Genomic DNA, 23,977 nt, shown 5'->3' with positions numbered 1-23,977 from the left:
TTCATAATAGAACTTGCAATTTTTGCGAACTAAGAAATATCCAATTTCCCATCAAATTTGTTAGGGTCCCAGACAGCGGATATCACACAACATTTCAAACCGTCTTCCATCACAGTGCGATGATTTTCAAAGTCAAGCCACATAATTCCACCTTCCATAAGATCGTCCATAGCCCAGGCTATTTCATCTCCGTATTTGATTCCGTCAAGACCAAGGAAATCATAGAACTCATTTATAGTTGTATAGCCTCGAAGTTGAAGATTTCGATTTATATGATACTGAGCGTTCACTATGGCGGCCATTGTTGCAGTAAAATATCTCTTGGAAAACATGTCATAACAAAGAATTTTTTCGCTTTCCGAGTCCATATCCGCCGAATAGACACCTAACCCGTCAGCCGAAATATAGGTTTCTTTAGCTATTTCAGCATGGATTTTGTTATCAGCATCTTCGCCATAAACTTTTTTGGCTGCTTGTTGGTACTGCTTGTAGGATTCGTTAAGCATAGCGTATGCGCTCGTCAAAGCCGCCTGATTGCGCTTGTCCATTACACCAATACCAACAATACACGTAACGGTGCCAATACCTATCAAGACTGACGGAATATAACATTGCCAAGTCGTCTGTACAAGTTCCATAGGTGTAAGCTTATCCGTTTCCAGCTCATCTTTCTTGGCTTTAATAAGCCGCAATGCTTTAGGTGTTGCTCGTACTGCCGTTACAGCCGTACCAACAACGCCGACGATTCCTAAAGCAGTTAGGATTGTCGGGGATGATCGTCGCAACCCCATTGTAAATTTGCCCATATGTTTTCTCCTTTCATTTTTGGCAAAAATAAAAGAGCCGTTGCCGACTCCAAACTTAAGAGAAGCAGATAGGACTCGAACCTATAACTTCCACGGGTGTGTGGCGCTCTACCAATTGAGCTACTGTCTCTCCATAATATAACCTGTAAATTTCGCGTAAAAAGAAAAAGAGCCGTTGTTAGCGGCTCACTTCCTTCGCTTGATAATGTATCTAATAATGATAACTATTAGACCGATACATATAATCACATCACCAAACATCAGTATAAATACTATTCCACATGTTCCAATCGTGAAAATAGCACATACACTAAATACCAGTAACAGAATCAATAACACCGTAAATAATATCATATCGTTACACCATCCTTTCATAATACGCAATGTAAATATCGCGCAAAAAGAAAGAGCCCTTGTTAGGACTCCACTCCTGTTAAAAATAGTGTTCTTTCGGTATACCGTTCCATCCTTCGATCTGGTTAATTTCTTTCCCAATTTGTTTCAGCATTCTTACGATTTTAAACTGCGTCCCCAAAATAAGAATCCCCGTAACCAATAAAATAATAGTAAGCATACTTTCATCCTCCTTCTATTTTTTTCATAAAAGAAGTTGTATTTTATGCGAAGAAAAAAGAGAACCCGTTTAAACGCATTCCCTTTTTACATTTTTGCTAATCGTTGGTATCGTTTCTACCTTTTATCAGAATTAACACCCCAATCAAAATCAGTGCACATCCTAATAAAGTCATAACTCTTCACCATCCTTTCATAATACGCAATGTAAATATCGCGCAAAAAGAAAGAGCCCTTGTTAGGACTCCACTCCTGTTAAAAATAGTGTTCTTTCGGTATACCGTTCCATCCTTCGATCTGGTTAATTTCTTTCCCAATTTGTTTCAGCATTCTTACGATTTTAAACTGCGTCCCCAAAATAAGAATCCCCGTAACCAATAAAATAATAGTAAGCATACTTTCATCCTCCTTCTATTTTTTTCATAAAAGAAGTTGTATTTTATGCGAAGAAAAAAGAGAACCCGTTTAAACGCATTCCCTTTTTACATTTTTGCTAATCGTTGGTATCGTTTCTACCTTTTATCAGAATTAACACCCCAATCAAAATCAGTGCACATCCTAATAAAGTCATAACTCTTCACCATCCTTTCATAATACGCAATGTAAATATCGCGCAAAAAGAAAGAGCCCTTGTTAGGACTCCACTCCTGTTAAAAATAGTGTTCTTTCGGTATACCGTTCCATCCTTCGATCTGGTTAATTTCTTTCCCAATTTGTTTCAGCATTCTTACGATTTTAAACTGCGTCCCCAAAATAAGAATCCCCGTAACCAATAAAATAATAGTAAGCATACTTTCATCCTCCTTCTATTTTTTTCATAAAAGAAGTTGTAAATTTTGCGTATGTAAAAGCGAAGAGACCGTGTTTCCACAGTCTCAACTCTTTATAAACCAATCGCTGCCAGGAGCTTTGTAAGCTCATCTTTTCCCAATTCCGCATCTATATTCAAGTGAACATGAGCCGTTCCGTCTGTAACCGTTGCGGTGAATTCATTCAACTGGATATCCACTTCATATCCGGCTTTTTTCTTTACCTCTCTTTTTACAAACTTGGCAATCAAGTTCCTCAAGAATTTTGAGTTGATTTTCATTTCGTCCATACTCCTTTTTCTCCTTTCCAAACGTTGGTTTTTCATAAAGGGGGTTGTATTTTAAGCGCAAAAAGAAAGAGCCCTTGTTAGGACTCTCTCTCATACTGTAATTTCTGTAATGATATACGCATCTTTGCAAGTTCACTTCTGAGTGTTTCCATTTCATAGACATTTTTACTTCGTAGCAGCATATCCTCAAATATGCGTATCTTACTGCTTAAATGCTTTTCTGTTTTGCTCACTTTTTTTCTCCTTTCATAAATGCATAATTTTCCATAAAAGGAGCTGTAAATTTTGCGTCTAAATATCACGTCTGTCAAAGACCGTTTCCCACCGTTCTCTCGCAATTGGCTTCATCTTCAACGCCCACATAATCTGCCGGATGGTAACAGTAGGGTAGAGACCATCTTTACATTCTCCAGCTCGTTCGTCAAAGTATTTCTTGAATCCCGGATGCAAATATAAATCATCTGTCAGCCATGGGTCAACTTCACTCCACCACGTACTCTTTGTCTCTGAGTCATATCGTTGCTGAATGACGGCTAATCCTTTATCACTAATCTGAAAAAGAGTGCAACTGTTATAAACTGGATGTTCACAAATATAAAGTTTACCATACATCGAAAGATAAATAGCAGGCTTTTTGTAATGGTATCTCATGCCAGCCTCCCAAAAGCAAAAGAAAGAGCCCTCGTCAGGACTCCCTCTTGTGTTGATAATTCTTTAATCGTCAAATAGTTTACATGACGTTTTGCAATGCGGATATGGACCTCCGCAGGCTCTGCATCCTGCCGGTGGAATATCACCTCCAAAACTCTTATGTACGCTTGATGTCCATTCTACTTCTTCGTCATCTTCGTACTCATATTCCATTTCATCCACTTCCCATCCACATGATGGGCAGGCGTAAATATCACATCCACCGTTTAGATCTTCTCTGCGGTCCATTACAGCCCCACATTTGTTGCAAATCGCATACCCGTTATTCAGGTATTCTACCAATTCCATACCTTCGGGTCTGATAATTTTTTGGCTCATAAAGTCATTACCTCCTTGATAATCCGAAAGTAACAGCATTATTGTACGGTTACTCTCTATATTAAGTCAAGAGATAAAGAGCTCTTTTGCATCTCCATTCCATAATAGGGACTGTAAAAATCACGTAGAAAAACGAAAAGGACATGCTTTTCACACGTCCTCTCGTTCCGAAACTCTCAAATTCCTTATTTCTTCGTCGGTCTAAAACGGTTAAATAATCCTCTGAATGTTGTTGAGGTGTATGTTCCGCTTTCCTCGAACTTAAATCCCCTGCGCATCCAGATTGCATAGAACATCAACGGCAATATTAACTCGGCCGCTGCCGTACCAAGCCTGAAGTATCGGTCTTTGACCTGTTCAGCTAACTGGTTCTTCTTAAACTCATCATCGTTTTTACGATTTTCTGATTTCTCCTCGAAGTCCAGTGCTGTTTTAGTCTCATCGACCCTCAGCTTGTACAACGTTGCCAGATTTTCTGTCGCTGTCAAATGTTCTTTGCTCCCGAATTGCATAGAAGATAATGCTTCGATTTCTGCTTTAATCTCCTCGTCCAATAAGTTGCGGATTTCTTCCATTTTGTTTTTCTCCTTTCACTCGGTTTTATCAGTTTCCATAAAAGGAACTGTTATTTCTGCGAAATATAACTTTTGAGGTTGACTTTAAGAATTACATACTTCTTGGATGCTACGGCATCTACATCCTTGGACAGTTCCAGAAACATAAATGGTCCATCCGGGTCAGAGGTATCGATCCGTAAAGTGCCAAAATCCAAAGGTTTGGTTACCATTCTGGTTATAATCGAGCCAACCACGATACCGATTGCAAAGATGATTATAAGTTCCATAGAGTTCTCCTTTCAAAATGTTTTTCAGAATCTTCCACCCGGGAATTTTTCAGATATCAAAATACCACGTTTTTCCGTCACCTGCGTACTGGATTTCTAAGCTAGGATAAAAAGAAAGAGTCCTTGTTAGGACTCCTTCCTGCTTTTATGTCGTGATACGAGTTTTATGATACCATAAACAGTGACAAAACAGATTGTAGGCCACATGATGGACGAAAGCATTTTGTGAGTATGGCAAAAAAATATGGCATCGATGAATACGCCATCAAATATATGGTCGGACATAAGATTTCTGACATCACTGAAAAAGTGTACACAGCAAGAGAGTTTGACTGGCTGAGAGAGGAAATAGAAAAAATAAAATAGAATGTCTTTTGTGTAGGAATATTGGTATAGGAGTGGTGCAGGAATAATATATGATTTACATACATTTCCCTGCTTTTTACCACTTCTAACCGCTTTTAAAAGTATTGATTTTACTGGTTTTTTCGCAAGTAGTCAGCTTAGGAAGTTTTTATAATGAAATTCTGCAAAAACTCGGCTGCAAAGCTGAGGAATGTCTGATGGTTGGAAATGACATTGGCGAAGATATGATAGCGGAAACACTTGGCATGCACGTATTCTTGCTGACAGACTGCCTGATCAACAAAAAAAATGTGGATATCACAAGATACCCACATGGAAATTTTTCAGATCTTCAAAATTATCTTTTCAGTCTGTAGTTCCTGCAAGATGAACGATCTCACGAAGCTGCATAAACGAAGGTACGACTTAAGCAAGCGACTTTTGCGATTATGCGGCTTCCTCCGTTTTATTACCGTATCAGTTTACTCAATTTTCTCCACCCGCACCATCCATGGATCAGTAAGCTCTCCCAGATATTCAATACGCAGGCAGTCGCCCAACTCACATTCAATTGGTTTGGGTGCACGTCTGCGTCTGACCGAAACCTGCCCGGAACCTATGCTTAAAAATATACAGTCATCGGCGTCTTCTTCAAAAATTCCCTCTATAGATTATATCTCACCACACAGAGACTCACGAGAAGACAGTTTTTTCATACGCCGTATGATTGGAGCTTCATACAAATTTCCGAATAGGATTCTTCGGATATTCTTCATTAAAATTGCACCACAGTGAACACAGAACTCCTCTTGTCTTTTCTTCACCCGTTCCGTATTTCTCCCATGTTTTCCGCGAAGCGCTGTGGAAAAAATTTACATGGTCTTCAAATACTTCTATCCCATACTTTCCTTCCCACTCTGCCGGAAGCATCAGTTCCACTTCTTCAAAATCATACACCGTATAATTTCCTTTTTCACGGTGCGTTTTTTCATAATTCCAGATTGGATATTTCCCTTTTCCCGGCATCCCTGACGCCAGACAGATACCAACTACAGAAATGGTCAATACAAACAGTACGCCCGCAATGGTTCCCACAATACGCTTCATCTGATTTTCTCCTTTTTTTATAGCATAACGAAATATCACATAAGAAGCAATATCAAATTTTGCGTAAATACCTGCTTTCAATTCCTATTTTTTTGAATGCTCACCCTTGTATTCATACTATTTATAGACCAAATGAGTACCATAATATTTCCGTTCACCGTTTCCTTCATCGGCAAACCAACCTGCGGCGGATTGATTCCACGCCCGCTGTTTTACACACTCAGTTTTCTCTCCATAATCCATCCAGTCACAAAATACATGACTATGACCATTACAAAGCACGCGCCAATAATCATAACATACTGCACCATCAAATCACGAACCACAGGAACAGCATTCAGAACTTTTGATGCAATATAGTCGATCAAAAGAAAAATCAGAAAACTCACAAGACCGCTGAATTTTTTCCCTGCAAACACCGTTGCGGACAGCACAATTGCAAGGTCGCCTGATACAACCGTCATCAACCAGCCTGCCAAAACTGCAAAAAATGGCATCAGGATTTGCTGCGGCGTAAGGTTGATATTAATTTGAATGCTGATCATCAGCTGATTCAATAAATCAAGAAATTCCTTCACACCACCAATGTACAAAATGCCAATTGACGCATCCACTGCAATCAGAACTGCAAAAAATACACCTGCCAGGAAAATAGACAATCCATTTTCCAGTATCTTCGCCCCCAATACCTGATAACTGTTCTTTGGTGTCAGGAAAAGCATATAACTCTGCTTCGTATTCAAATCTCTGTGAAATGAAATGAGGCTGTCAATTCCGATATAGAAAATACCGATCATCATACACATCATCAGGCCAATCGCGCCAAATGCCAGAATCTGATCTCCCTTATCTGTTTTTAAAAACACGCCGACCAGATAGGCAATCTCCGCCACTCCTGTAATGCACAGAAGCACCAGCTTGGAAAACATGGTTTTCCGCAATTCATATTTCATCAGTTTCAGCATAACTCTTCCCCTCCGTGTCCATAGATTTCACGATACTTATCTACAATTGATTTTCCCTGCTGTATGCGGACTTCTTCTGCACCGCAGACCTCCACAAGGTGACTGTTCTTCATAAAAATAGCGGTATCCACAATCTTCTCCAGCTCATCTACAAGATGACTGGAAATCACCAGCGCTACATCTGAAGAAACGGCTTCCAGCACGCTGCTAATAATCTGATCGCGTGCCAGCAAATCAATCCCGTTGAGCGGCTCATCCAACAGATAAATCTTTGCATCTCTGGCCATCGTAACTGCAATCTTAAGCTTTGCCATCATACCGGACGAAAGCGACTTAGCCTTTAAATCTTCCGTCAGCTCCATACGTGCCAGCAAATCCCGGTAACGCTTCATCGAAAAATCCTCGAAAAAGTCCTCATAATATTTTCCGATATCCTTCGCTGTCATCCATGCATAAAAATATGGTTCCGTGGACATATAAGCAATCTCTTTGCGGCTCTCAATGCCGATCGGCTGCCCCTTATAATAAAAAGCTCCTGCGTTCGGTTTCACAAGACCTACTGCCATTTTCATCAATGTCGTTTTTCCGCTTCCGTTCGGGCCCAGCATCGCATAAATCCGCCCCGGCTCAATCTTCAAAGATACATGATCCACCGCTGTCTTTCTTCCGTAATTTTTTGTAATTTCCCTGCATTCCAGCATACTCTGATTCTCCTCAATTAATCTCTTTTCTATCCTAATCTGCCCTGTCAAAATTTTTGAAGCCTATATTTTTACCCTGATCCAGAGCTTTGGTGTATCAGCTCAATCGCTTCTTTTGCCGTAATCCCAAGCTGTCCCATGCCCTCCAGAAAACCAGACACCAGTTCTTGCGCCATCTCTGCGCGCATCTGGCAGATTTTATCCTTATCCTCCGTCACAAAAGTACCCATACCTCTCTTTGTGTAACTGATACCTTCTATCTCCAGTTCCCGGTACACACGGCTGACTGTATTCGGATTGATCGCGTACTGAATCGCCGTATCTCTGACAGATGGCAGTTTATCACCTGGTTTTAACGTGCCGTTCACAATATCCCTCTTGATAAATGACATTACCTGTAAGTAAATAGGAAGCGCTGAATGAAATTCCATAGTCCTCCTTTCGTCCGCTGTATCTGTGTACTAGTTGAATAGTACACTATGTTTCTATGTCTGTCAAGAGGATTTTTTTATTTTTTAAAATATTGCAGCGTTACTTCAGACCGATTTCTTTGCCCTGTTCCAGTATACTGCATCTGCCTTTCTGATCTACCTGGAGCCTGTAACCATAAGAATTCTTTTCATCCACACCTTCGTAAGTAATCCACACGACATGATAATCCGGATCATCCTCAAAAGAACTGCTGCTGCACATCCGGATATCCTCGGGCTCAATCTTACAGTCCTTTAAAATCTGCTCCATCGCATATTGCTGAGCAGCCAGAATCCGCCCGGACATTTCCTGAAGATCAGCCTCCCTTACGCCGTGTCCGTTGGCGATCGGAAGCTGCCAAAAAATAATTGCGGCCCAGATCAATGTGTATACAATCACACTGCCTGATGCCGCTGCCGCCGGCAGTTTTCCCCTTCGATAACATCGAACTGCCCATAATACAAATGCTGTCGTCACTGCAACCCCAAGCATGACACACAGCATCGCCATCTCCTCCCTCATTTTCTCCCCTCCTAGCATGAAAACTTTATCTCTACATAATAAATGAAAATGCTAAAGAAAAATTGCAAAAAAACTTAAATAAATCTTAAAAGCATATGCCCTCCTTTCCCGTACATTTTCACAACAGAACAAAAGTGTGCTTCGCACACCTCGCGCGTCAATAAATTTCAGAGCACAGCTTTGGTTCCGCGCGCGAAGCTGCGCATCCTGCCGGAGGCTTTTATCGTATGGGAGACGAAGTTTCCTATACGATAAACAAAAAGGGCGGTTCCCCGCCCTCAAAATTGTTCCTGGTATGCTAATCCATCCGTTTTATGCTTTTTTCTATATACGCAATTTCTTCCTCTGTCAGGCTATACTTCGCATACAGCCTTTCATCCGTCCACTCCTCCCGGAAATCCTGCACCGGAACAAACCGATACGTTTTGGCCGTCCCATGCTGGCTGATCTTTGCCAGACTCAGCAAAAATCTTGCAAACTTTGTTCTAAGGTAATCGGCCAGATGACGGCACATCTTCTCATTCAGATAAAGATCATGCCCTGCCATCAGAAACGTCTCGGTACATACCGATTCCGGCTCCCCAATAAAGGTATTTTGATTATCATCGTTCAGTTCTGTTCCGATATTGTTCGCGTAGGGCATATAGACCTTCCATCGGTCAATCCACTCCGTATGCGCTTTGATCAGATCCCGCTCCACATATCCGACTGTCCTGGCCTTTCCATAGCATTTAATTGGAACCAGCGCATCTTCTGAAGATGCGTAAAATTCCGGAGATTTTGTAAAATTACCGTCCAGCGCAAACGGCCTTCTTGGAGAAATATGCGCCGACATGACATCTGTGCTTTCATCCGGAATAACTTTATCCAGAATGCTCAGAGCCTTGCTGTTTCTAATAAAAATATCAAGGTCACGTGTCTTCAGCGGACGGTCTGCCACAATATACCGGCCCTGGGCCTCATGTGTTACAACTCTTGTGCCCGATCTTTGGTTATCGTACCTGGCATCCCATAAAAAATAACAGATTCCACCACGGTTATTGGTATCTGGAAAGATCTCTTCCGGATGCAGACAGTCATGCAGCTCCTTAATATGCACATCATTCAGCATGGAGGTTCGGAAACTGTCCAGATGCTTTCCTCCGGCAAACCACCTTGTCGGAATAATGACAGAAACGTAATCTGGAGCCAGTTCTCTGGCGATATTCACAAAATAAGGATACAACGCCCTGGCACTGGCCTGTGCACCGCCGTCGCTTTCCTGGTATGGTGGATTTCCCACAACTGCATTAAATAACATCTTATTCCCTTCCCCATTCTCTCCCTCATCGAGAGCAATCCCGCTGAGGGCTTTCCTCTGCGACAGCATCCCTGCTATCTTTTTATAATCAACTTTGCCATCGGCGGTCACTACATTGAGTAAATCATATGCGTGAAATTTGCCAGCAATAGTCTCTGTACTCAGTCCAAGTATCTGATACATCTTTCTCGTAAACTCGTATGCAACGGATGACGTCGGAATCGACCATACAGAACCCCGTACCGCTTCTGCCGGAATACCTAGTTGCCTGCACCGCTCGCAGATTGCAATCGCAAATTCACCCGCCTTACTGGCCAGATCCAAAATCCTGCGCTCTCCTTTCACAAGTTCTTCAAAGCAGGAATCCGGAATCAGACGAAGCATCTTTGCGGCAACGTTTACCGGAGTCGTAACCTCGGATTCTGACAGCTTTCCGAACTTGTTCATAGCAATCAACGCCCTGTCAAGAGAAGGCACCGTATCATCATGCGACAGCTTATTGATGTTCTGAATTTTATAATCAAGAGCGTTCAAAATAAAAGGATTCATGTGATTTCGCATAAGCTCCAAAACACTGCCGTCTAACTGCAAATTTCGCATGATTCTGGTATTATCCTCAGAATCTGCGCAGGCCAGAATATCATCCAGAGACGACACCGTTTCTTCTGTCAGAAAAGCAAAAAACAAAACCCGGGAATAATACGTCTTAAACTTATTCTCAAGAGACTGTATCTCTGCTTCCCTGTCACGCTGCGATGCACCTGCTGCCTGCTCATTTTCTGTATCCGTCTCCTGCTCCTTGCGCCCTGCGTTGTCCGACCCATGCTCCGGCTCTTCGAGATCAGTCCCGTCCGTGTCATTCCTGTGCGCCTCGGTCTGTAAACCGCCCTTTGAGCCGATTTCTGCCTGGCGCTCAATTTCGCGTAAAATCTCTTCGATCGAAAAAAGCGCCGTATCAACCGGAAGATCCTGTGCTTCATCGCGAACGCCTCGGCTGCTAGAATATCTGCTGATTTCTGCCAGAATATCCACAGCCGTAACCTGCTCGATTCTGTTTTTATTCAGCGTAATAATCGGAGAAATGCGCAGCTCTTCCTCCATGCGCTGCCTCAGATTCCCGTTGCCGGCCGCCTTTGTATTGGCATTGTAAATCAGTGACTTCTGCTCCTGCATTACAAACATTCTGTGTGGATCAAAATCTACCAGCAACGTCTGCGGCTTCATATTATAGCAAATCGTCTCACCTGCGTTGTTTTCATATTTTCGTATGTACTGATTCTGTAACCTAAAAATTGCCTGGTCATATTCCTGCGGCGAAGCCGTATCTTTCAGAAAGATCATAGTGTCCCACTGCTCCACTGTACTTCCCGTCAGCATACGGTTGACCGTTAACGTAATCGTTTTCTGATCGTTCTTCTCACAGTCCGCAATCGCTTTTTTGACCGCGGTCACATTTTTATACTGTTTCTGCCTGTCTATATCGGAAATATTGATGACTTTATACTGGCCCAAATTTTTAAAAGAACTGGCATGACGTACCAGCAGGCTTTCCAGTGCGTCGCACGATGCGCAATAAGGAAGCACACATACCATATGGCGGCACATCTTTCCTTCTTTGATTCTGTCATAATCGAGAAATCCCAGTACACCGTCGTCCTGTCTGCTGCCGTCAATCGCCTCAAATAATTCAAGAACTTCTCTTTCGTGGACAAACCGCTTATGGCTGCCGTCCTTTTTCTTTGATAAAGACTCCGGCTTCAGCAAAGCAGAGAACGCATACGTCATGCCGCTACTCTTCAGACTCTCCAAAAGCGCCAGCGCAGAACTGCTCGGTGCAAAAGCAAAACGCACCATCTGAGGGAATCCGAAGTACGGATTCTTCCACTCTTCTTCCTGCTGTCCCTCAGGAAGGGCATCGTTCTTTAAATCCCACGCTTCCTGCTCCTTTACAATATCCGAAAACTGGCAGAAAGTAATGATGTCCTCCTCGGAAAACTCACTCCCCATCAAAATACGGTACGGCGTACCTGACAGATGGAGCGTGATTTTTACCTGCAATTCTTTGAGCTGTTCCTCAGCTTCCTCCAGCTCTACAAAATCCTCGTCCAGATATCTGTCCCTGACATCTTCCTCATAACCGGCTGTGCGGAGAATTTTTCCGTAGCTTTCGGCCCTGGCACCATAATGCGTCTCGTCTACAATCAAAAGATCTATTTGTCTGGAAAAAACCTCCCTGTGCTTTTCTTTGATACTTTCTCCCTGCAAATCCTGCAGCGTCAGGAAAATCACAACGCCTCTTTCCCGCTCAAGCTCTCTCTTTATCGCATTTTCATCCCTGTTCAGCTCCTCCGCAGTCAGAAATGCATAATCTTCCCGAAAATTATCCGCACTCTGTACGGTTTTCTTCCATTCCTCACGCACATCCGCTTTGGCTGAAACCACTAAAACAGTCTTTGCCGCCATCTCCTTTGCACAGCAAAGCGCTGTAAATGATTTTCCAAAACGCATAACCGCATACATCAGCAGATTGGTACGGCCTTTCCCGACCGCTGCTTTAAAATTCCGAACCGTCTCTGCCTGCATCGGTCTTGGCTCCCACCATCCGGAAGAAGCATACGTGTGTACCTCCGGCAAATTTGTACCGGCATGATAATACTGGTATCTGTGGCCGCCATCCTGATGGTTTCTGCGTATATCATGGATTGCCGCCTCAAGCTCCGGCACTTTGGTATCCTTGAAAAACTCTTTTGAATAATACGTTTCTGCCGGAAGTTCCCCAAGCGTCAGCCGATGCTTCCCAAGTCCAAGCTCCAGAAACTGGTGAACCGAAAAGTCCCGGAAAAAAATATCCGGAGTTACAGCCGCTGTTTCTTCAAACGCCTTTACCAGATCCGGAAAATGTTTTTTCCATTCTTTCAGACGCACAGAAACAGGGCGGTAAGTATCTCCCACCTTCAGGTAACCGGGAATTGCATCCGTTGTAAACGCATATATATGCGGTTCTACACGCCCTGTAATAAAATTGTCCAGCAATTGGAGATTGTCCATGGAAAAGCCTCATTTTCTTTCCACTAATGTACGGTACTGTAACGTTTTCCTGGAACGCCAGTCACGTATTTTACAATAAACTTCCTTTTTTTCTATATTGTCCCTACTGCCCGTTGCATGTTCATCCCCCTGCACGTCCGTTTTTCCAAAAGGAACAGCAAAGGAAAGCCCGTCCATCTGCCATACGTTCCACGATATCACAAAGGCCACCCGTTTCAATTCAGACGGTTGGGGAGCTCTGTTCCACTGATTCTGCATATGCTCCACAAACGTATACAGCAAATTCTCTCTGGCCAGCAACAAACTGTCTCCCTGATACTCAAATCCATATATGCTTTCATATGCACGGAAGGTCCATTTCAACCATTCCGATTCATCTTTCGCGTTTTCACTGACCACTCGCAATTTTCGATCCAAAAGTCCGATCCGGTCTCTTATTTCAATCGGATTTCCCGTTACCATATCGTACCTGCTGGTCAGATAAGGAGCCTCTCCGCAGGTGATTTCCAATCTCTTTGCATCCACATAATCCTTCCACCTGCGCCCCCGTTTGTCTTCAAACGATATAACCGCACTGTTCGTTTTCCATCCCTTATTCGTGGAAAAATTAAACACATCCGGCCTTCCAAACCATGCGGCGTCAATCAAATTGTTCTGCTCATTGCACATCCATGCAGGCGTAAAGACCTCTGCCCTTCCTTTTGTACGGCTCATCCGGTCCGATTTAGTCTTCGTCGTCCGGGGCTGAATCAGCTTCGCATTTTCGCCGGTAAGCAAATCCATCGTAATCGGACATTCCGCCCTATAAAGCTCCCCGCAGTCCTCATAATCATCCGTTGCCCACACGATGTTTCTTCTTGTCGTTCTGTCCGTAAGAAGAATCCTCATGACCGCCGCATGGAATCCATTCTCCCGTCCTTCGCCTGCATTTGTATGAATTTTAAGGTCCACCATTTCAGGCCTCCTCATTCACTGTCATAGCCGCCTCCATCTGTCCTTAAATCACCTTTTCTACTTCTGTACAACAACGAAACGCTTAGGAAAGTTCGTACAGCTCTGTATATTTCTGAGTCAGATAATCCGTATATGCCGTCGGGTCAAAAACCCCACAGGCATTTTTTATAATTTCACCCGGCTCCATCATACACCCGTACTGATGAATTTTTTCTTTCAGCCATGCCGATACCGCGGACAAATCCCCGCGTGATACCGGACCCCAGACGTCTATTTCGCGTTCCATATGTTGCAGCATCTGCGCCCCATACGCGCTTCCCAGCGCATAGGACGGAAAATAGCCAAACGAACCGCCGGACCAGTGACTGTCCTGTAAACAACCGCGTCTGTCATCCGGCACATCAATGCCAAGGTATTCTCTGTACAACCGGTTCCATACCTGCGGCACATCTTTTACCTCCAGACTGCCGTCTATCAACTGTTTTTCAATCTCATAGCGAATCATAACGTGGAGACTGTAAGTCAGTTCATCCGCCTCGGTACGAATCAGAGACGGCTCCACACGGTTCACGGCACGGTACATCTGCTCCGCTGTCACATCTGAAAGCTGTTCCGGGAAAAATTCCTGCATCTTTGGGAAAATCGCCTCCACAAAAGCTCTGGAGCGTCCGATTATATTTTCATAAAATCTCGACTGACTCTCATGCACGCCCATCGAAACGCCTCCGGCCAGACATGTATACTGCAACTCATCACGAACGCCAAGCTCATATTTTGCATGACCGCCCTCATGAATCACAGAATACATGGATTCCCCCACACTGTCCTCCTTATAATTTGTTGTAATCCGCACGTCCTTGTTGTTAAAGTCAAGTGTAAACGGATGCTCTGTCTCACCGATCGTACAGTGGCCGCGGTCCAGCTCCATGACATCCATCAGATAATCCGAAAATCTTCGCTGCGCCTCTACCGGATAATGGCGATGCAGAAAACTGTCGTCGATCTGCGGTGCCTCTGCGATTTTGTGAATCAGAGGTACCAGACGCTCCTTAATCACAGCAAAAAAGTGGTCCAAATATTCCATATCCGCGCCGCGCTCAAATTCATCCAAAAGCACATTGTACGGTTTTTCCGATGGATTATAATATCCCGCAAACGTTCGGTTAAATGCCACAAGCCGCTCCAGCACTGGACGAAACAACTCAAAATTGTCCGTCTCCTTCGCCCTGTGCCACACATCGCTCGCCTCATTCGTCAGCATTGCGTACTCCATATATTCCTCTGCCGGTACCTTCTCAAGCCTCTGATAATCACGCCACAGCACCTCCACCTGGCGTTTTTCCAGCTCTCCGAGTTCCTCCAGATGTTCCCGCAAAAAAGAGAGCAGTTCTCCTGTCTCCTTCCCTGCTGCCAGCTTCTGCCTCTCCCCGGCTAAAATTCCCAGCGCAACCCCGCGCCCCTTGGCTGTATTCCTTGGCGCCACTGTCACACTATCCAAAAACAGCGAAGAGTCCGCACATCTGTACGCATACAACTTCTTCTGAAGCAAATCCAGCGCTTCCAAAGCTTCCCTAATTTCCATCTTTCTTCCTCCGTTATGATTACTTTCCAAAATCCGTCTCAATCACCGATCCTCTTCAGATAATAAAACCCGTATGCCGGAATATCGACCCCTACCGCCTTTTTTTCCTTGCCGGAAATCAGATCCAAATACGTGCCGTCCGTTTCATTGATCCAGGCCGTCTTATCATGCTCGCTGAAATTAAAGAGCCCGATTATCTTCTCTCCCTCAAAACAGCGTCCTATGCAGAGCACCTCTTTTTCCCAGGTCTCAATCGTCCACATATCTGCATTCGTCATAAAAGCTTTTTCTTTTTCCCGTATCTGTTCCAGCTGACGCAGGCCGCCGAATATTCTGCCCTGCACGCTTTCGGGAATCTCAATATTTTTTACAAGCTCCCAGTTCATTGCGCCGCGGTGCAGATACCTTGAGTCCGCAGCCTTATCGGGATTTTCCTTATACGTATAATCATTGACCTGCCCGATCTCATCTCCGCTGTAAAGCACCGGAATCCCCGACTGCATAAACATATATGCGTGCAGCATGAGATCGAGACGGATTGCCGCATCCATCATTTCCTCATTCTGTTCAAAGCCGGCCCGCTCCACACCGCACATGGACGCTGTCGTTCCGCAGAACCGCGCGTCGCCGGTTATCAGATCCTCATTGTACAACTCTCCGCGGCTGTTGCTGCCGCCCGTATATCCGCGAAAATAATCATTCAAATATTTTTTATGTGAAACCTCTCCAAGCCCTTCCTGCCCAAGCGTCAGATAGTCCAGTCCCCAGCCAATGTCATCATGGCAGCGCAGATAGTTCAGAAATACGTAATCCTTCGGCAGGGCGCTCACAATGTCCAGCTGCTTTTTCAAAAGACGCACATCCCTTGTCGCTACCGTATGCCACGTGGTTGCCATCGTCGTTACATTGTAGAGCATATGGCATTCGGGTTTTTCCACGGTTCCGAAATACGGAACCACTTTCTCCGGCTCCATCACGACCTCACCTAGAAGCAGAATCCCCGGACAGACAATCTCGCTGATCATGCGCATCATACGCACGATCGTATGAACCTGTAAAAGATTCCTGCACTGAGTTCCGAGCTCCTTCCAGATATAGGGTACCGCGTCAATCCGGATAATGTCAATTCCCTGATTGGCCAGAAACAGAAAATTGTACATCATCTCATTGAAAACCCTCGGATTTTTATAGTTTAAATCCCACTGATACGGATAAAATGTGGTCATCACGTAATGCCCGATCTCAGGCAGCCATGTAAAGTTCCCCGGCGCAGTTGTCGGGAAAACCTGCGGCACCGTTTTTTCATATTCTGAAGGAATGGAAGCATTGTCATAGAAAAAATAACGGCTCATATACTCGCCGTCCCCCTGGCGCGCTTTTACTGCCCACTCATGATCCTCCGAGGTATGGTTCATCACAAAATCCATACAGACATTGATTCCCTTTTTATGACAGGCAGCAGTCAACTCCTGCAAATCTTCCATTGTTCCGAGCGTTTCCTGTACCTTGCGAAAATCAGAAACGGCATATCCGCCGTCGGAGCGGCCCTTTGGCGTATCCAGAAACGGCATCAGATGAACATAATTGACGCCGCACCGTTCGATATAATACAGTCGGGATTGTACCCCTTTCATGTTTCCTGCAAAATTGTCAATATAAAACATCATGCCAAGCATATCGTTTTTCCGATACCAGTCTGGCCTGCTTTCCCGGTACGCATCCTGCTCTTTCAGATCTGTGCCCCGTTCTTCATAAAAACGACGCATTCCATCGCACAGCTCTGCATACATAGAATCATTTCCATATAGCTCCATGTACAGCCAGCGGAGTTCTTCCTCATGGCGCTTCAAACGCCTCTCGTAAGTTTCATATCCCGTATTATTCTTTTTCATAAACACTCCCTGCCCTTTTCTGTCTTTTAGGTTCCTAATTCGAATGCCCCTCAAATCGTGCATCCGCATTCGTCACATATAATACAAAACCACGGACATCTGCATATACTCTTTCTTCCGCAGTTATCCGTGGTCTTCTGCCAAAAATGGGGTAATTTGCTCCCTGATACGTGCATCATCCGAATCATAGCGCAGCCGCAGCGGCTTCGACAGATCGAGCGTTGCAATACCAAGGATTGATTTTGCATCCACCGTATGCTTTCCAATACCAAGCATAAAATCTGCATCAAATTTGTCAATCAGGTTCACAAACCTGTTCACCTGCTCTAAACTGTCAAACTTTACATATACCTGTTTCATCTACTTTTTATTTCCTTCCCGGAATTCTGATTCCGAATTCCGTTTCATTATAAGCTTGTAGTTTACAGCTGTAAAGTGGCAACCCCATGTTTTATTGTTTTTTTCTTCGTTCATATTGGCGGAATTTCCTGTTACTTCCAATTATGCCTGGTTCATTCCGCTTTTACTGTTTCCGGCATTGACTGCACGGTTCATAAAGCTTCCTTCCTGACCGTTGCCTAGTTATTGAGAATATCCATGAATTCTTCGCCTGTAATAGTCTCCCTCTCATAGAGAAACTGTGCAAGCTCGTCGAGCTTTCCACGGTTTTCAAGAAGAATCTGCATTGCTTTTTCGTGCTGCTTCTTAACCGTAGCCACAACCTGTTGGTCAACTTGCGTCTGTGTCTGTGCAGAGCAAGCAAGAGATGAATCTCCGCCAAGATACTGGTTGTTTACAGTTTCCAGGGCCACCATATCAAAATCCCTGCTCATTCCGTAACGCGTGATCATTGCGCGCGCAAGTCTCGTGGCCTGCTCAATATCATTCGAAGCACCCGTCGTTATTGTACCGAAAATCACTTCCTCCGCCGCACGGCCTCCGGTCAGCGTCGCAATCTTGTTTTCAATCTCTTCCTTCGACATCAGATAGTGATTGCCTTCCTCCACCTGCATGGTATAGCCAAGTGCACCCGATGTACGCGGAATAATCGTAATCTTCTGGACTGGTGCAGAGTTCGTCTGCTTTGCAGCAACCAGAGCGTGACCGATCTCATGGTAGGCAACGATCATTTTTTCTTTTGTGGTCAGAATTGCATTCTTTTTCTGATAACCTGCAATTACAACCTCAATGCTCTCTTCCATATCAGACTGTGTAGCATAGTTTCTGCCATCCCGCACAGCGCGCAGCGCCGCCTCATTTACGATATTGGCCAGCTCCGCCCCCGATGCGCCGGATGCCATGCGTGCAATTTTGTTAAAATCTACATTGTCCGCAATCTTAATCTTCTTTGCATGTACCCGCAGGATTTCCTCCCGTCCCTTCAGGTCGGGAAGTTCCACCGGAACACGCCGGTCAAAACGGCCCGGCCTTGTAAGCGCCGGGTCCAGAGAATCCGGACGGTTTGTGGCCGCCAGAATAATCACACCGGTGTTTCCTTCAAATCCATCCATCTCGGTCAGAAGCTGATTCAGCGTCTGTTCCCGCTCGTCGTTTCCGCTGATCTGTCCGTCACGCTTTTTGCCGATTGCATCAATCTCATCAATAAAGACGATACACGGCGCTTTTTCTTTGGCCTGCTTAAACAGATCACGTACTTTGGATGCGCCCATACCGACAAACATCTCCACAAACTCGGAACCGGACATGGAAAAGAACGGAACATTTGCCTCGCCTGCAACAGCCTTTGCCAGCATCGTTTTACCTGTTCCCGGAGGGCCTACAAGCAGGATTCCCTTCGGCATGGATGCACCGATCTCCTTATATTTTCCAGGATTGTGCAGGTAATCCACAATCTCCGCCAGATTTTCCTTTGCCTCGTCCTCTCCGGCTACATCCGAAAAACGTATGCCTTCCGAGGACTTCACATAAACCTTTGCATTGCTCTTACCCATACCGAACATCATGGAATTTTGTCCGCCGCCGGCCTTATCCATGAGCTTCTTCGCCAGAAACTGTCCAAGCATAATGAAAAGCACCATCGGCAGAACCCATGACAGAAGAATACTCATAAAGGGGGACATTTCCTCCACGATTTCCCCGGTAAACTCAGCGCCGGAAGCATGCAGACGTTCTACAAGCCCCAGGTCCTCCATTTTACCTGTCTTGTAAATCTGCTTCCCATCACGATCTGTAAACAGGATCTGATTTTCCTGCACCTCTACCTGGCCGATGCTTTTTTCCTCCGTCATCGTCATGAAGGTACCGTAATCGACCTGCTGTATTCTGCGCTGTGTCATATACGGTACGAGCAGAAAATTCAGCACAAACAGTACGCCCAGGACAATTAAATAATAAAATGCCAATGGTTTTCTAGGTTTTTTTATCTCGTTCACAAATATCCCTCCTCTTCAAAATCCTCTAGCTGCCCAAACGTGACTGCCGCGAAATTTTAATCTCTGTGCTCTTTGAAGCTGCCTTTTCCAAACGCTTCTCCAAGTACATCCTTCACGCTCTTTACCGGTATAATCTCAAGCGCTTCCTTTACTTCCCCGGCAACCTCCCGCAGATCAACCGTATTTTCAAACGGAATCAACACCTTTTTGATGCCCGCCCGCTGTGCCGCCATCAGCTTTTCCGGCAACCCGCCAATTGGCAGGACGCTTCCCCGCAGCGAAATTTCGCCCGTCATGGCCAGCTCCGCACTCACGGATTTTCCTGTCAGCAATGACACAAGCGCCGTGACAAGCGTGATCCCCGCTGACGGCCCGTCCTTTGGCACGGCGCCCGCCGGAACATGAAGATGCAGATCGTGTTCTTTCAGCGTCACGGCCTCCCTGGGATACATGGATTTGACCAGACTAACGGCAATCTGAGCGGACTCCTTCATTACCTCGCCAAGCTGTCCCGTGATGATCACCTTGCCGTCTCCCGGAATCAGACGCGACTCAATAAAAAGAATTTCTCCGCCTGCACTGGTCCAGGCAAGCCCCGTAGCCACTCCCGGCCCGGCCTCTTCCAGCCTCCGATCATGATGTCTTCGCTGCGTACCGAGGTATTCCGGCAGCCGCTTTGCCCCGATCTTAATGCTTTTTTGTTCCCCTCTTACCAGCTTCACTGCTGCCGCGCGGCACAGAACCCCAATCTGCTTTTTTAGACCCCGGACTCCCGACTCTGCTGTATATTCTTCAATCACCCTGCGAAGCGCTTCATCCGTCACCTTCAGATTGCGCGGCCGGATTCCTGTTTCCTCCATCACCCTCGGCAGAAGGTATTTTTTCGCAATCTGCATTTTTTCAAGAGCCGTGTACCCTGGAAATGAAATAACTTCCATTCGGTTCAGCAGCGGTTCCGGAATCGTGTCAACCGTGTTTGCCGTACAGACAAACAAGACATCCGAAAGATCATACGGAACATTCATGTAATGATCGGTAAACGTACTGTTCTGCTCCGGGTCAAGCACCTCAAGCAGCGCGCTGGCCGGATCGCCTCCGTAATCCCTGGTCAGTTTATCCACTTCATCGAGCACCAGAACCGGATTGGAGGTCCCGCAACGCTTCATGCCTTCCATGATACGCCCCGGCATTGCTCCGACATACGTCCTGCGGTGTCCGCGGATCTCTGCCTCATCCCGAATACCGCCCAGGCTGATGCGCACGTATTCTCTTCCAAGGGCCGCGGCAATGCTCTGACCGATACTTGTCTTCCCGGTTCCAGGCGCGCCGACAAAAAGAAGAATGGAGCCTGACTGCTTTTTTCGAAGAGCCATAACGGCAATCTGCTGCAAAATACGTTCCTTTACACGCGCAATCCCATAATGGCCTTTGTCCAGCACTCCTGCTGCCTGATCCAGATCAATTTTCTTTGCCTCGGCTTTTGTCCAGGAAAGCTTCGTCACAAAATCGAGGTAATCGTACAGCATGCCATACTCATGCCCGTCCTTTCCCTCCTGTTTCATGCGATTCAAAACCTTCTCAGCCTCCCGGCGCGCCGTTTCATTCATGCCCGACGATGCCAGCCGTTCCTCAAACACTTGTATCTCTGAGCTGCTTTCAGGGTGCAGCTCATCTAACTGACGCTGCAAAATGCTCAACTGCTTGCGGATGGCCGCCTCACGGTAGATCTGTTCCTGGCTCTCCTGCTGTGCATCCTGTGCCTCCTGCGCCACCTTACCTTCTTCGATAAAGCCTAGAATAGCCCGCTCAATCAGCTCATTTCTTTTCTGCATGGAACTCTCTGCCATGATCGCATACTTTTCCGGCCACGGTAAATTCAGATAGCCTGCACTGACACAAATCATCTCCTCCAGACTGTTCCACCGCAGAATCATGTTGCGTGCCCACAGTCCCCACTGATAATTCTGAACAAATTGCAGATATGCATTCCGGATTCTTTCAAATTTATCCTTTTCCTCCGCCTCAGAGATATCCAAAATCTCCGGACAGTTCGTTACGGTAGCAGAAAATATACCATCTTCGTTCCTAATATCCGAAACTTCAGATCTGCCGCATACCTTCATCTGCGCCATGCCTTCTGCGTCAATTTCCACCAGCTCTGCCAGAAATCCCACGGGATAAAAATCCTGCGCAGTGCACGTTTTAAGTTCCTTCGGCTCCTTCTGCAGTAGAAACAGCGCTGTTTCACCTAGTTCAAGCTTTTCCAGTCCCCACTGATCGTATACCTCTTTTTTCAGATAAAAACGGACGCCGGGCAGTAAAATCATATCATAAACTGGTACTGTAATCATAAAATCCCCTCTTCTGTCAGCACTCTTATGTGTCGAGTGCTAATTTCTTTGTAAAAAAAACAGCCTGAAACTCTGCATGCCCTCATTTCAAGCTGTTATTTTCTATATTTATTCTATTACAAAATCCCTGGAAGTCAATAGCTTTATACAAATTTTATGATTCTGTGAATCCGCGCCCGCAGCTGCCCCTGCTCATACAACCAGTCACGCGTACGGTGTTCCTCGCTGATGCAGATTTCCTCCCGAATCCCCTCGCCCGGACGCCCGAGAATTAAAATACGGTCTGACAGATAAATTGCCTCATCCGTATCATGGGTAACCAGGAGAATTGTGCGCTTCAAATTCGTGCGCAGCTCACAAAGCCAGTCCTGCATATCCCCGCGTGTAATTACATCCAGCGCCCCGAACGGCTCATCCAGCAGAAAGATCCCGGCATCGCATAAAGCAGTACGAAGAAACGCCGCTCTCTGGCGCATACCCCCGGAAAGCTCATGCGGGTATTTATCCTCACAGCCCTCCAGCCCAAACCGTGCAAACTGCGCGCCCGCCTTTTCTTTCATCTCTTCTTTCCTCTGATGAAGCTCTCCATAGAGACAGACATTATCCAGAATCGTCCTCCAGGGAAATAGAAGATCATTCTGCGGCATATACGCAAACTGTCCGCTGATTCCGTGAATTTCCTGGCCATCTGTCAAAATCTGACCGCTTTGCGGTTTCAAAATTCCGGCCAGGATATTTAAGAGCGTGGACTTGCCGCAACCGGAAGGCCCTAGAATGCTGACAAATTCTCCATCCCTGACAGAAAAAGACAACTCTTTCAGGATGGGTTTATCGGTATATGAGAAATTCAAATTTGTAACGCTCAGCTCCATGCGCACACTTCCTTTCTGCTACGTCACAGACGTATGGTGCATCTGACTGTCCTGGTTCACACTGTTTCTGTAGTATCTCACTGCTGAAATGACAACTGGCTTTTCTCCGATTTTCCTATTGCGGCAAAAACTCGTTGGTATAGCATACTTCTGGGGCAGGAACCTCTTCAATTACACCATACTCCTGCAAAAAAGCAGAGTAATTATTCCATATTTCATCCTTCATACTTCCCCAGACATCCGTATCCTCCATAAATTTCCCCGCCAGATACTCCTGAGACTGCCTCAGCATCTCCAGATCATAATCCGGCGCGTAGGAAAAAAGAATCTCTGCCGCCCCATCCGGATCTGCAATCGTATCGGCATATCCTTTTGCCGTCGCCCGCAAAAATGCAGATACCATCTCCGGATCTGTCTCCAGAACGTCATTGGCCGCGATTATCACCGGGGTATAATAATCAAGGCGTTCATCCAGCTGTCGGCACTCCATATAGTTCAGCTCGCAACCGTTTCTTGCAGCCATGATGTTATCCCAGCCCTCAAAAAACCACATCAGATCACAGTTTTTTCCAAGCGCCTCAAAACCGCTGCCATCCGAAATCACCATATTCAGCTTTGAAAAATCGCTGCCAGTCTGTGTCATGCATGCCTCAAGCACTGCGGACTCGCCAGGTCCTCCCCAGCCCGCGTACGTCTTGCCTTCAAAATCCGCCGGTGACGTAATCCCGCTGTCCGCCAGGCTGACAAACCCGGAGGTATTATGCTGAATCAGTGCAGCGACTGCTTTAATCGGAAGCGGGTCCTGCGCGGTCAGCGCGATTGTCACATCCTCCTGATAGCTAATACCAAACGTCCCCTTCTGCTGTGCCACGAGCGTCGCCGTTGCCCCGTCCGTCGGCTCAATAATCGTAACAGCAAGCCCTTCTTCCTCATAATACCCTTTATCCAGTGCCACATACATGCCTGTATGATTCGTATTTGGCACATAATCAAGGATTACCGTCACTTCCTTTTGCCCTTCTGCTTCCCCTTCATTTGCAAATACACTCATATTCATGGTCATTCCCGCTGCCATAAAAATAGCTGCTGCTTTTTTCCATCTGTTCTTCCTATGCATGATCCT

Annotated in this window: 26 protein-coding genes and 1 tRNA gene; 2 read left to right on the top strand and 25 right to left on the bottom strand. The window is 45.6% G+C overall.

The window, feature by feature from the left end; genetic code table 11:
• Window positions 1–29: 29 nt before the first annotated feature.
• From AC6I2O_RS00830 to AC6I2O_RS00780, 11 genes are all read right to left on the bottom strand, one after another.
• On the bottom strand, window positions 30–806 hold the full coding sequence (locus AC6I2O_RS00830) for a DUF6353 family protein (RefSeq protein WP_497741536.1): 777 nt from the start codon (window positions 804–806) through the stop codon (window positions 30–32).
• 60 nt (window positions 807–866) lie between these two features.
• Window positions 867–936, bottom strand: a tRNA-OTHER gene (locus AC6I2O_RS00825).
• 303 nt (window positions 937–1,239) lie between these two features.
• Window positions 1,240–1,380, bottom strand: a complete 141-nt coding sequence (locus tag AC6I2O_RS00820; protein ID WP_158604885.1) for a hypothetical protein — start codon at window positions 1,378–1,380, stop codon at window positions 1,240–1,242.
• A 254-nt stretch (window positions 1,381–1,634) separates the two neighbouring features.
• Window positions 1,635–1,775, bottom strand: coding sequence for a hypothetical protein (locus AC6I2O_RS00815; protein ID WP_158604885.1), 141 nt, complete (start codon window positions 1,773–1,775; stop codon window positions 1,635–1,637).
• Between the two features lie 254 nt (window positions 1,776–2,029).
• The gene (locus AC6I2O_RS00810; RefSeq protein WP_158604885.1) at window positions 2,030–2,170 is read right to left on the bottom strand and encodes a hypothetical protein; all 141 of its coding nucleotides are present in this window, start codon (window positions 2,168–2,170) and stop codon (window positions 2,030–2,032) included.
• Window positions 2,171–2,262: 92 nt separating this feature from the next.
• Window positions 2,263–2,478 carry a CTP synthase gene (locus AC6I2O_RS00805; protein ID WP_120484277.1) on the bottom strand — a complete coding sequence of 72 codons (216 nt, stop codon included), beginning with the start codon at window positions 2,476–2,478 and terminating at the stop codon, window positions 2,263–2,265.
• A 77-nt stretch (window positions 2,479–2,555) separates the two neighbouring features.
• Entirely contained in the window at window positions 2,556–2,711 is a 156-nt protein-coding gene (locus AC6I2O_RS00800; protein ID WP_497741535.1) for a hypothetical protein, read from the bottom strand.
• 58 nt (window positions 2,712–2,769) lie between these two features.
• Window positions 2,770–3,129: a hypothetical protein gene (locus tag AC6I2O_RS00795; RefSeq protein WP_120484276.1), complete on the bottom strand. Its 360-nt coding sequence runs from the start codon at window positions 3,127–3,129 to the stop codon at window positions 2,770–2,772.
• Between the two features lie 63 nt (window positions 3,130–3,192).
• Entirely contained in the window at window positions 3,193–3,507 is a 315-nt protein-coding gene (locus AC6I2O_RS00790) for a hypothetical protein (protein WP_120484275.1), read from the bottom strand.
• Window positions 3,508–3,692: 185 nt separating this feature from the next.
• Complete coding sequence (locus tag AC6I2O_RS00785) at window positions 3,693–4,082, bottom strand: hypothetical protein (protein ID WP_120484274.1); 390 nt, start codon at window positions 4,080–4,082, stop codon at window positions 3,693–3,695.
• Between the two features lie 50 nt (window positions 4,083–4,132).
• Window positions 4,133–4,351, bottom strand: coding sequence for a hypothetical protein (locus tag AC6I2O_RS00780; protein WP_497741534.1), 219 nt, complete (start codon window positions 4,349–4,351; stop codon window positions 4,133–4,135).
• Between the two features lie 225 nt (window positions 4,352–4,576).
• Here AC6I2O_RS00780 and AC6I2O_RS00775 point away from each other — a divergent pair, with 225 nt between their 5' ends.
• Together AC6I2O_RS00775 and AC6I2O_RS00770 are read left to right on the top strand one after the other, a co-directional pair.
• Window positions 4,577–4,717 carry a hypothetical protein gene (locus AC6I2O_RS00775; RefSeq protein WP_497741533.1) on the top strand — a complete coding sequence of 47 codons (141 nt, stop codon included), beginning with the start codon at window positions 4,577–4,579 and terminating at the stop codon, window positions 4,715–4,717.
• 197 nt (window positions 4,718–4,914) lie between these two features.
• The gene (locus AC6I2O_RS00770) at window positions 4,915–5,073 is read left to right on the top strand and encodes a hypothetical protein (RefSeq protein ID WP_497741532.1); all 159 of its coding nucleotides are present in this window, start codon (window positions 4,915–4,917) and stop codon (window positions 5,071–5,073) included.
• Window positions 5,074–5,431: 358 nt separating this feature from the next.
• Here AC6I2O_RS00770 and AC6I2O_RS00765 read toward each other — a convergent pair whose 3' ends face one another.
• The 14 genes from AC6I2O_RS00765 to AC6I2O_RS00700 form a co-directional block, all read right to left on the bottom strand.
• A complete protein-coding gene (locus AC6I2O_RS00765; RefSeq protein ID WP_497741531.1) occupies window positions 5,432–5,803 on the bottom strand; it encodes a hypothetical protein in 372 nt (123 codons plus the stop codon).
• A gap of 212 nt (window positions 5,804–6,015) precedes the next feature.
• Window positions 6,016–6,768: a hypothetical protein gene (locus AC6I2O_RS00760; protein WP_497741530.1), complete on the bottom strand. Its 753-nt coding sequence runs from the start codon at window positions 6,766–6,768 to the stop codon at window positions 6,016–6,018.
• The gene (locus AC6I2O_RS00755; protein ID WP_120393167.1) at window positions 6,762–7,469 is read right to left on the bottom strand and encodes an ABC transporter ATP-binding protein; all 708 of its coding nucleotides are present in this window, start codon (window positions 7,467–7,469) and stop codon (window positions 6,762–6,764) included. Before AC6I2O_RS00755 ends, AC6I2O_RS00760 begins: the two co-directional genes overlap by 7 nt.
• Window positions 7,470–7,540: 71 nt before the next feature.
• A complete protein-coding gene (locus tag AC6I2O_RS00750; protein ID WP_120393168.1) occupies window positions 7,541–7,900 on the bottom strand; it encodes a GntR family transcriptional regulator in 360 nt (119 codons plus the stop codon).
• A gap of 100 nt (window positions 7,901–8,000) precedes the next feature.
• Window positions 8,001–8,462 carry a hypothetical protein gene (locus AC6I2O_RS00745; RefSeq protein ID WP_120393169.1) on the bottom strand — a complete coding sequence of 154 codons (462 nt, stop codon included), beginning with the start codon at window positions 8,460–8,462 and terminating at the stop codon, window positions 8,001–8,003.
• A gap of 298 nt (window positions 8,463–8,760) precedes the next feature.
• The gene (locus AC6I2O_RS00740; RefSeq protein ID WP_497741529.1) at window positions 8,761–12,810 is read right to left on the bottom strand and encodes an Eco57I restriction-modification methylase domain-containing protein; all 4,050 of its coding nucleotides are present in this window, start codon (window positions 12,808–12,810) and stop codon (window positions 8,761–8,763) included.
• A gap of 9 nt (window positions 12,811–12,819) precedes the next feature.
• Window positions 12,820–13,764, bottom strand: coding sequence for a restriction endonuclease subunit M (locus AC6I2O_RS00735; RefSeq protein ID WP_497741528.1), 945 nt, complete (start codon window positions 13,762–13,764; stop codon window positions 12,820–12,822).
• Between the two features lie 82 nt (window positions 13,765–13,846).
• Window positions 13,847–15,346: a carboxypeptidase M32 gene (locus AC6I2O_RS00730; protein WP_120393250.1), complete on the bottom strand. Its 1,500-nt coding sequence runs from the start codon at window positions 15,344–15,346 to the stop codon at window positions 13,847–13,849.
• 38 nt (window positions 15,347–15,384) lie between these two features.
• A complete protein-coding gene (locus tag AC6I2O_RS00725; protein ID WP_497741527.1) occupies window positions 15,385–17,238 on the bottom strand; it encodes an amylosucrase in 1,854 nt (617 codons plus the stop codon).
• A gap of 123 nt (window positions 17,239–17,361) precedes the next feature.
• Complete coding sequence (locus tag AC6I2O_RS00720) at window positions 17,362–17,598, bottom strand: HPr family phosphocarrier protein (RefSeq protein WP_120393172.1); 237 nt, start codon at window positions 17,596–17,598, stop codon at window positions 17,362–17,364.
• Between the two features lie 218 nt (window positions 17,599–17,816).
• On the bottom strand, window positions 17,817–19,631 hold the full coding sequence (ftsH, locus tag AC6I2O_RS00715) for an ATP-dependent zinc metalloprotease FtsH (protein ID WP_120393173.1): 1,815 nt from the start codon (window positions 19,629–19,631) through the stop codon (window positions 17,817–17,819).
• Window positions 19,632–19,687: 56 nt separating this feature from the next.
• Complete coding sequence (lon, locus tag AC6I2O_RS00710) at window positions 19,688–21,982, bottom strand: endopeptidase La (RefSeq protein ID WP_120393174.1); 2,295 nt, start codon at window positions 21,980–21,982, stop codon at window positions 19,688–19,690.
• A 143-nt stretch (window positions 21,983–22,125) separates the two neighbouring features.
• Window positions 22,126–22,854: an ABC transporter ATP-binding protein gene (locus tag AC6I2O_RS00705; RefSeq protein WP_497741526.1), complete on the bottom strand. Its 729-nt coding sequence runs from the start codon at window positions 22,852–22,854 to the stop codon at window positions 22,126–22,128.
• 115 nt (window positions 22,855–22,969) lie between these two features.
• Entirely contained in the window at window positions 22,970–23,971 is a 1,002-nt protein-coding gene (locus AC6I2O_RS00700) for an ABC transporter substrate-binding protein (RefSeq protein ID WP_120393176.1), read from the bottom strand.
• Between the last annotated feature and the right edge of the window lie 6 nt (window positions 23,972–23,977).

Source organism: Blautia sp. St.27G3 (genome assembly GCF_059728505.1).
This window is presented reverse-complemented; position numbering and strand designations above follow the sequence as displayed.

What these genes read in the sequence shown, in the direction of transcription:
- AC6I2O_RS00830 (WP_497741536.1), bottom strand. Translation starts at nt 806, where the DNA reads ATGGGCAAATTTACAATGGGGTTGCGACGATCATCCCCGACAATCCTA.
- AC6I2O_RS00820 (WP_158604885.1), bottom strand. Translation starts at nt 1,380, where the DNA reads ATGCTTACTATTATTTTATTGGTTACGGGGATTCTTATTTTGGGGACG.
- AC6I2O_RS00815 (WP_158604885.1), bottom strand. Translation starts at nt 1,775, where the DNA reads ATGCTTACTATTATTTTATTGGTTACGGGGATTCTTATTTTGGGGACG.
- AC6I2O_RS00810 (WP_158604885.1), bottom strand. Translation starts at nt 2,170, where the DNA reads ATGCTTACTATTATTTTATTGGTTACGGGGATTCTTATTTTGGGGACG.
- AC6I2O_RS00805 (WP_120484277.1), bottom strand. Translation starts at nt 2,478, where the DNA reads ATGGACGAAATGAAAATCAACTCAAAATTCTTGAGGAACTTGATTGCC.
- AC6I2O_RS00795 (WP_120484276.1), bottom strand. Translation starts at nt 3,129, where the DNA reads ATGAGATACCATTACAAAAAGCCTGCTATTTATCTTTCGATGTATGGT.
- AC6I2O_RS00790 (WP_120484275.1), bottom strand. Translation starts at nt 3,507, where the DNA reads ATGAGCCAAAAAATTATCAGACCCGAAGGTATGGAATTGGTAGAATAC.
- AC6I2O_RS00785 (WP_120484274.1), bottom strand. Translation starts at nt 4,082, where the DNA reads ATGGAAGAAATCCGCAACTTATTGGACGAGGAGATTAAAGCAGAAATC.
- AC6I2O_RS00780 (WP_497741534.1), bottom strand. Translation starts at nt 4,351, where the DNA reads ATGGAACTTATAATCATCTTTGCAATCGGTATCGTGGTTGGCTCGATT.
- AC6I2O_RS00770 (WP_497741532.1), top strand. Translation starts at nt 4,915, where the DNA reads ATGGTTGGAAATGACATTGGCGAAGATATGATAGCGGAAACACTTGGC.
- AC6I2O_RS00765 (WP_497741531.1), bottom strand. Translation starts at nt 5,803, where the DNA reads ATGAAGCGTATTGTGGGAACCATTGCGGGCGTACTGTTTGTATTGACC.
- AC6I2O_RS00760 (WP_497741530.1), bottom strand. Translation starts at nt 6,768, where the DNA reads ATGCTGAAACTGATGAAATATGAATTGCGGAAAACCATGTTTTCCAAG.
- AC6I2O_RS00755 (WP_120393167.1), bottom strand. Translation starts at nt 7,469, where the DNA reads ATGCTGGAATGCAGGGAAATTACAAAAAATTACGGAAGAAAGACAGCG.
- AC6I2O_RS00750 (WP_120393168.1), bottom strand. Translation starts at nt 7,900, where the DNA reads ATGGAATTTCATTCAGCGCTTCCTATTTACTTACAGGTAATGTCATTT.
- AC6I2O_RS00745 (WP_120393169.1), bottom strand. Translation starts at nt 8,462, where the DNA reads ATGAGGGAGGAGATGGCGATGCTGTGTGTCATGCTTGGGGTTGCAGTG.
- AC6I2O_RS00740 (WP_497741529.1), bottom strand. Translation starts at nt 12,810, where the DNA reads ATGGACAATCTCCAATTGCTGGACAATTTTATTACAGGGCGTGTAGAA.
- AC6I2O_RS00735 (WP_497741528.1), bottom strand. Translation starts at nt 13,764, where the DNA reads ATGGTGGACCTTAAAATTCATACAAATGCAGGCGAAGGACGGGAGAAT.
- AC6I2O_RS00730 (WP_120393250.1), bottom strand. Translation starts at nt 15,346, where the DNA reads ATGGAAATTAGGGAAGCTTTGGAAGCGCTGGATTTGCTTCAGAAGAAG.
- AC6I2O_RS00725 (WP_497741527.1), bottom strand. Translation starts at nt 17,238, where the DNA reads ATGAAAAAGAATAATACGGGATATGAAACTTACGAGAGGCGTTTGAAG.
- AC6I2O_RS00720 (WP_120393172.1), bottom strand. Translation starts at nt 17,598, where the DNA reads ATGAAACAGGTATATGTAAAGTTTGACAGTTTAGAGCAGGTGAACAGG.
- lon (WP_120393174.1), bottom strand. Translation starts at nt 21,982, where the DNA reads ATGATTACAGTACCAGTTTATGATATGATTTTACTGCCCGGCGTCCGT.
- AC6I2O_RS00705 (WP_497741526.1), bottom strand. Translation starts at nt 22,854, where the DNA reads ATGGAGCTGAGCGTTACAAATTTGAATTTCTCATATACCGATAAACCC.
- AC6I2O_RS00700 (WP_120393176.1), bottom strand. Translation starts at nt 23,971, where the DNA reads ATGCATAGGAAGAACAGATGGAAAAAAGCAGCAGCTATTTTTATGGCA.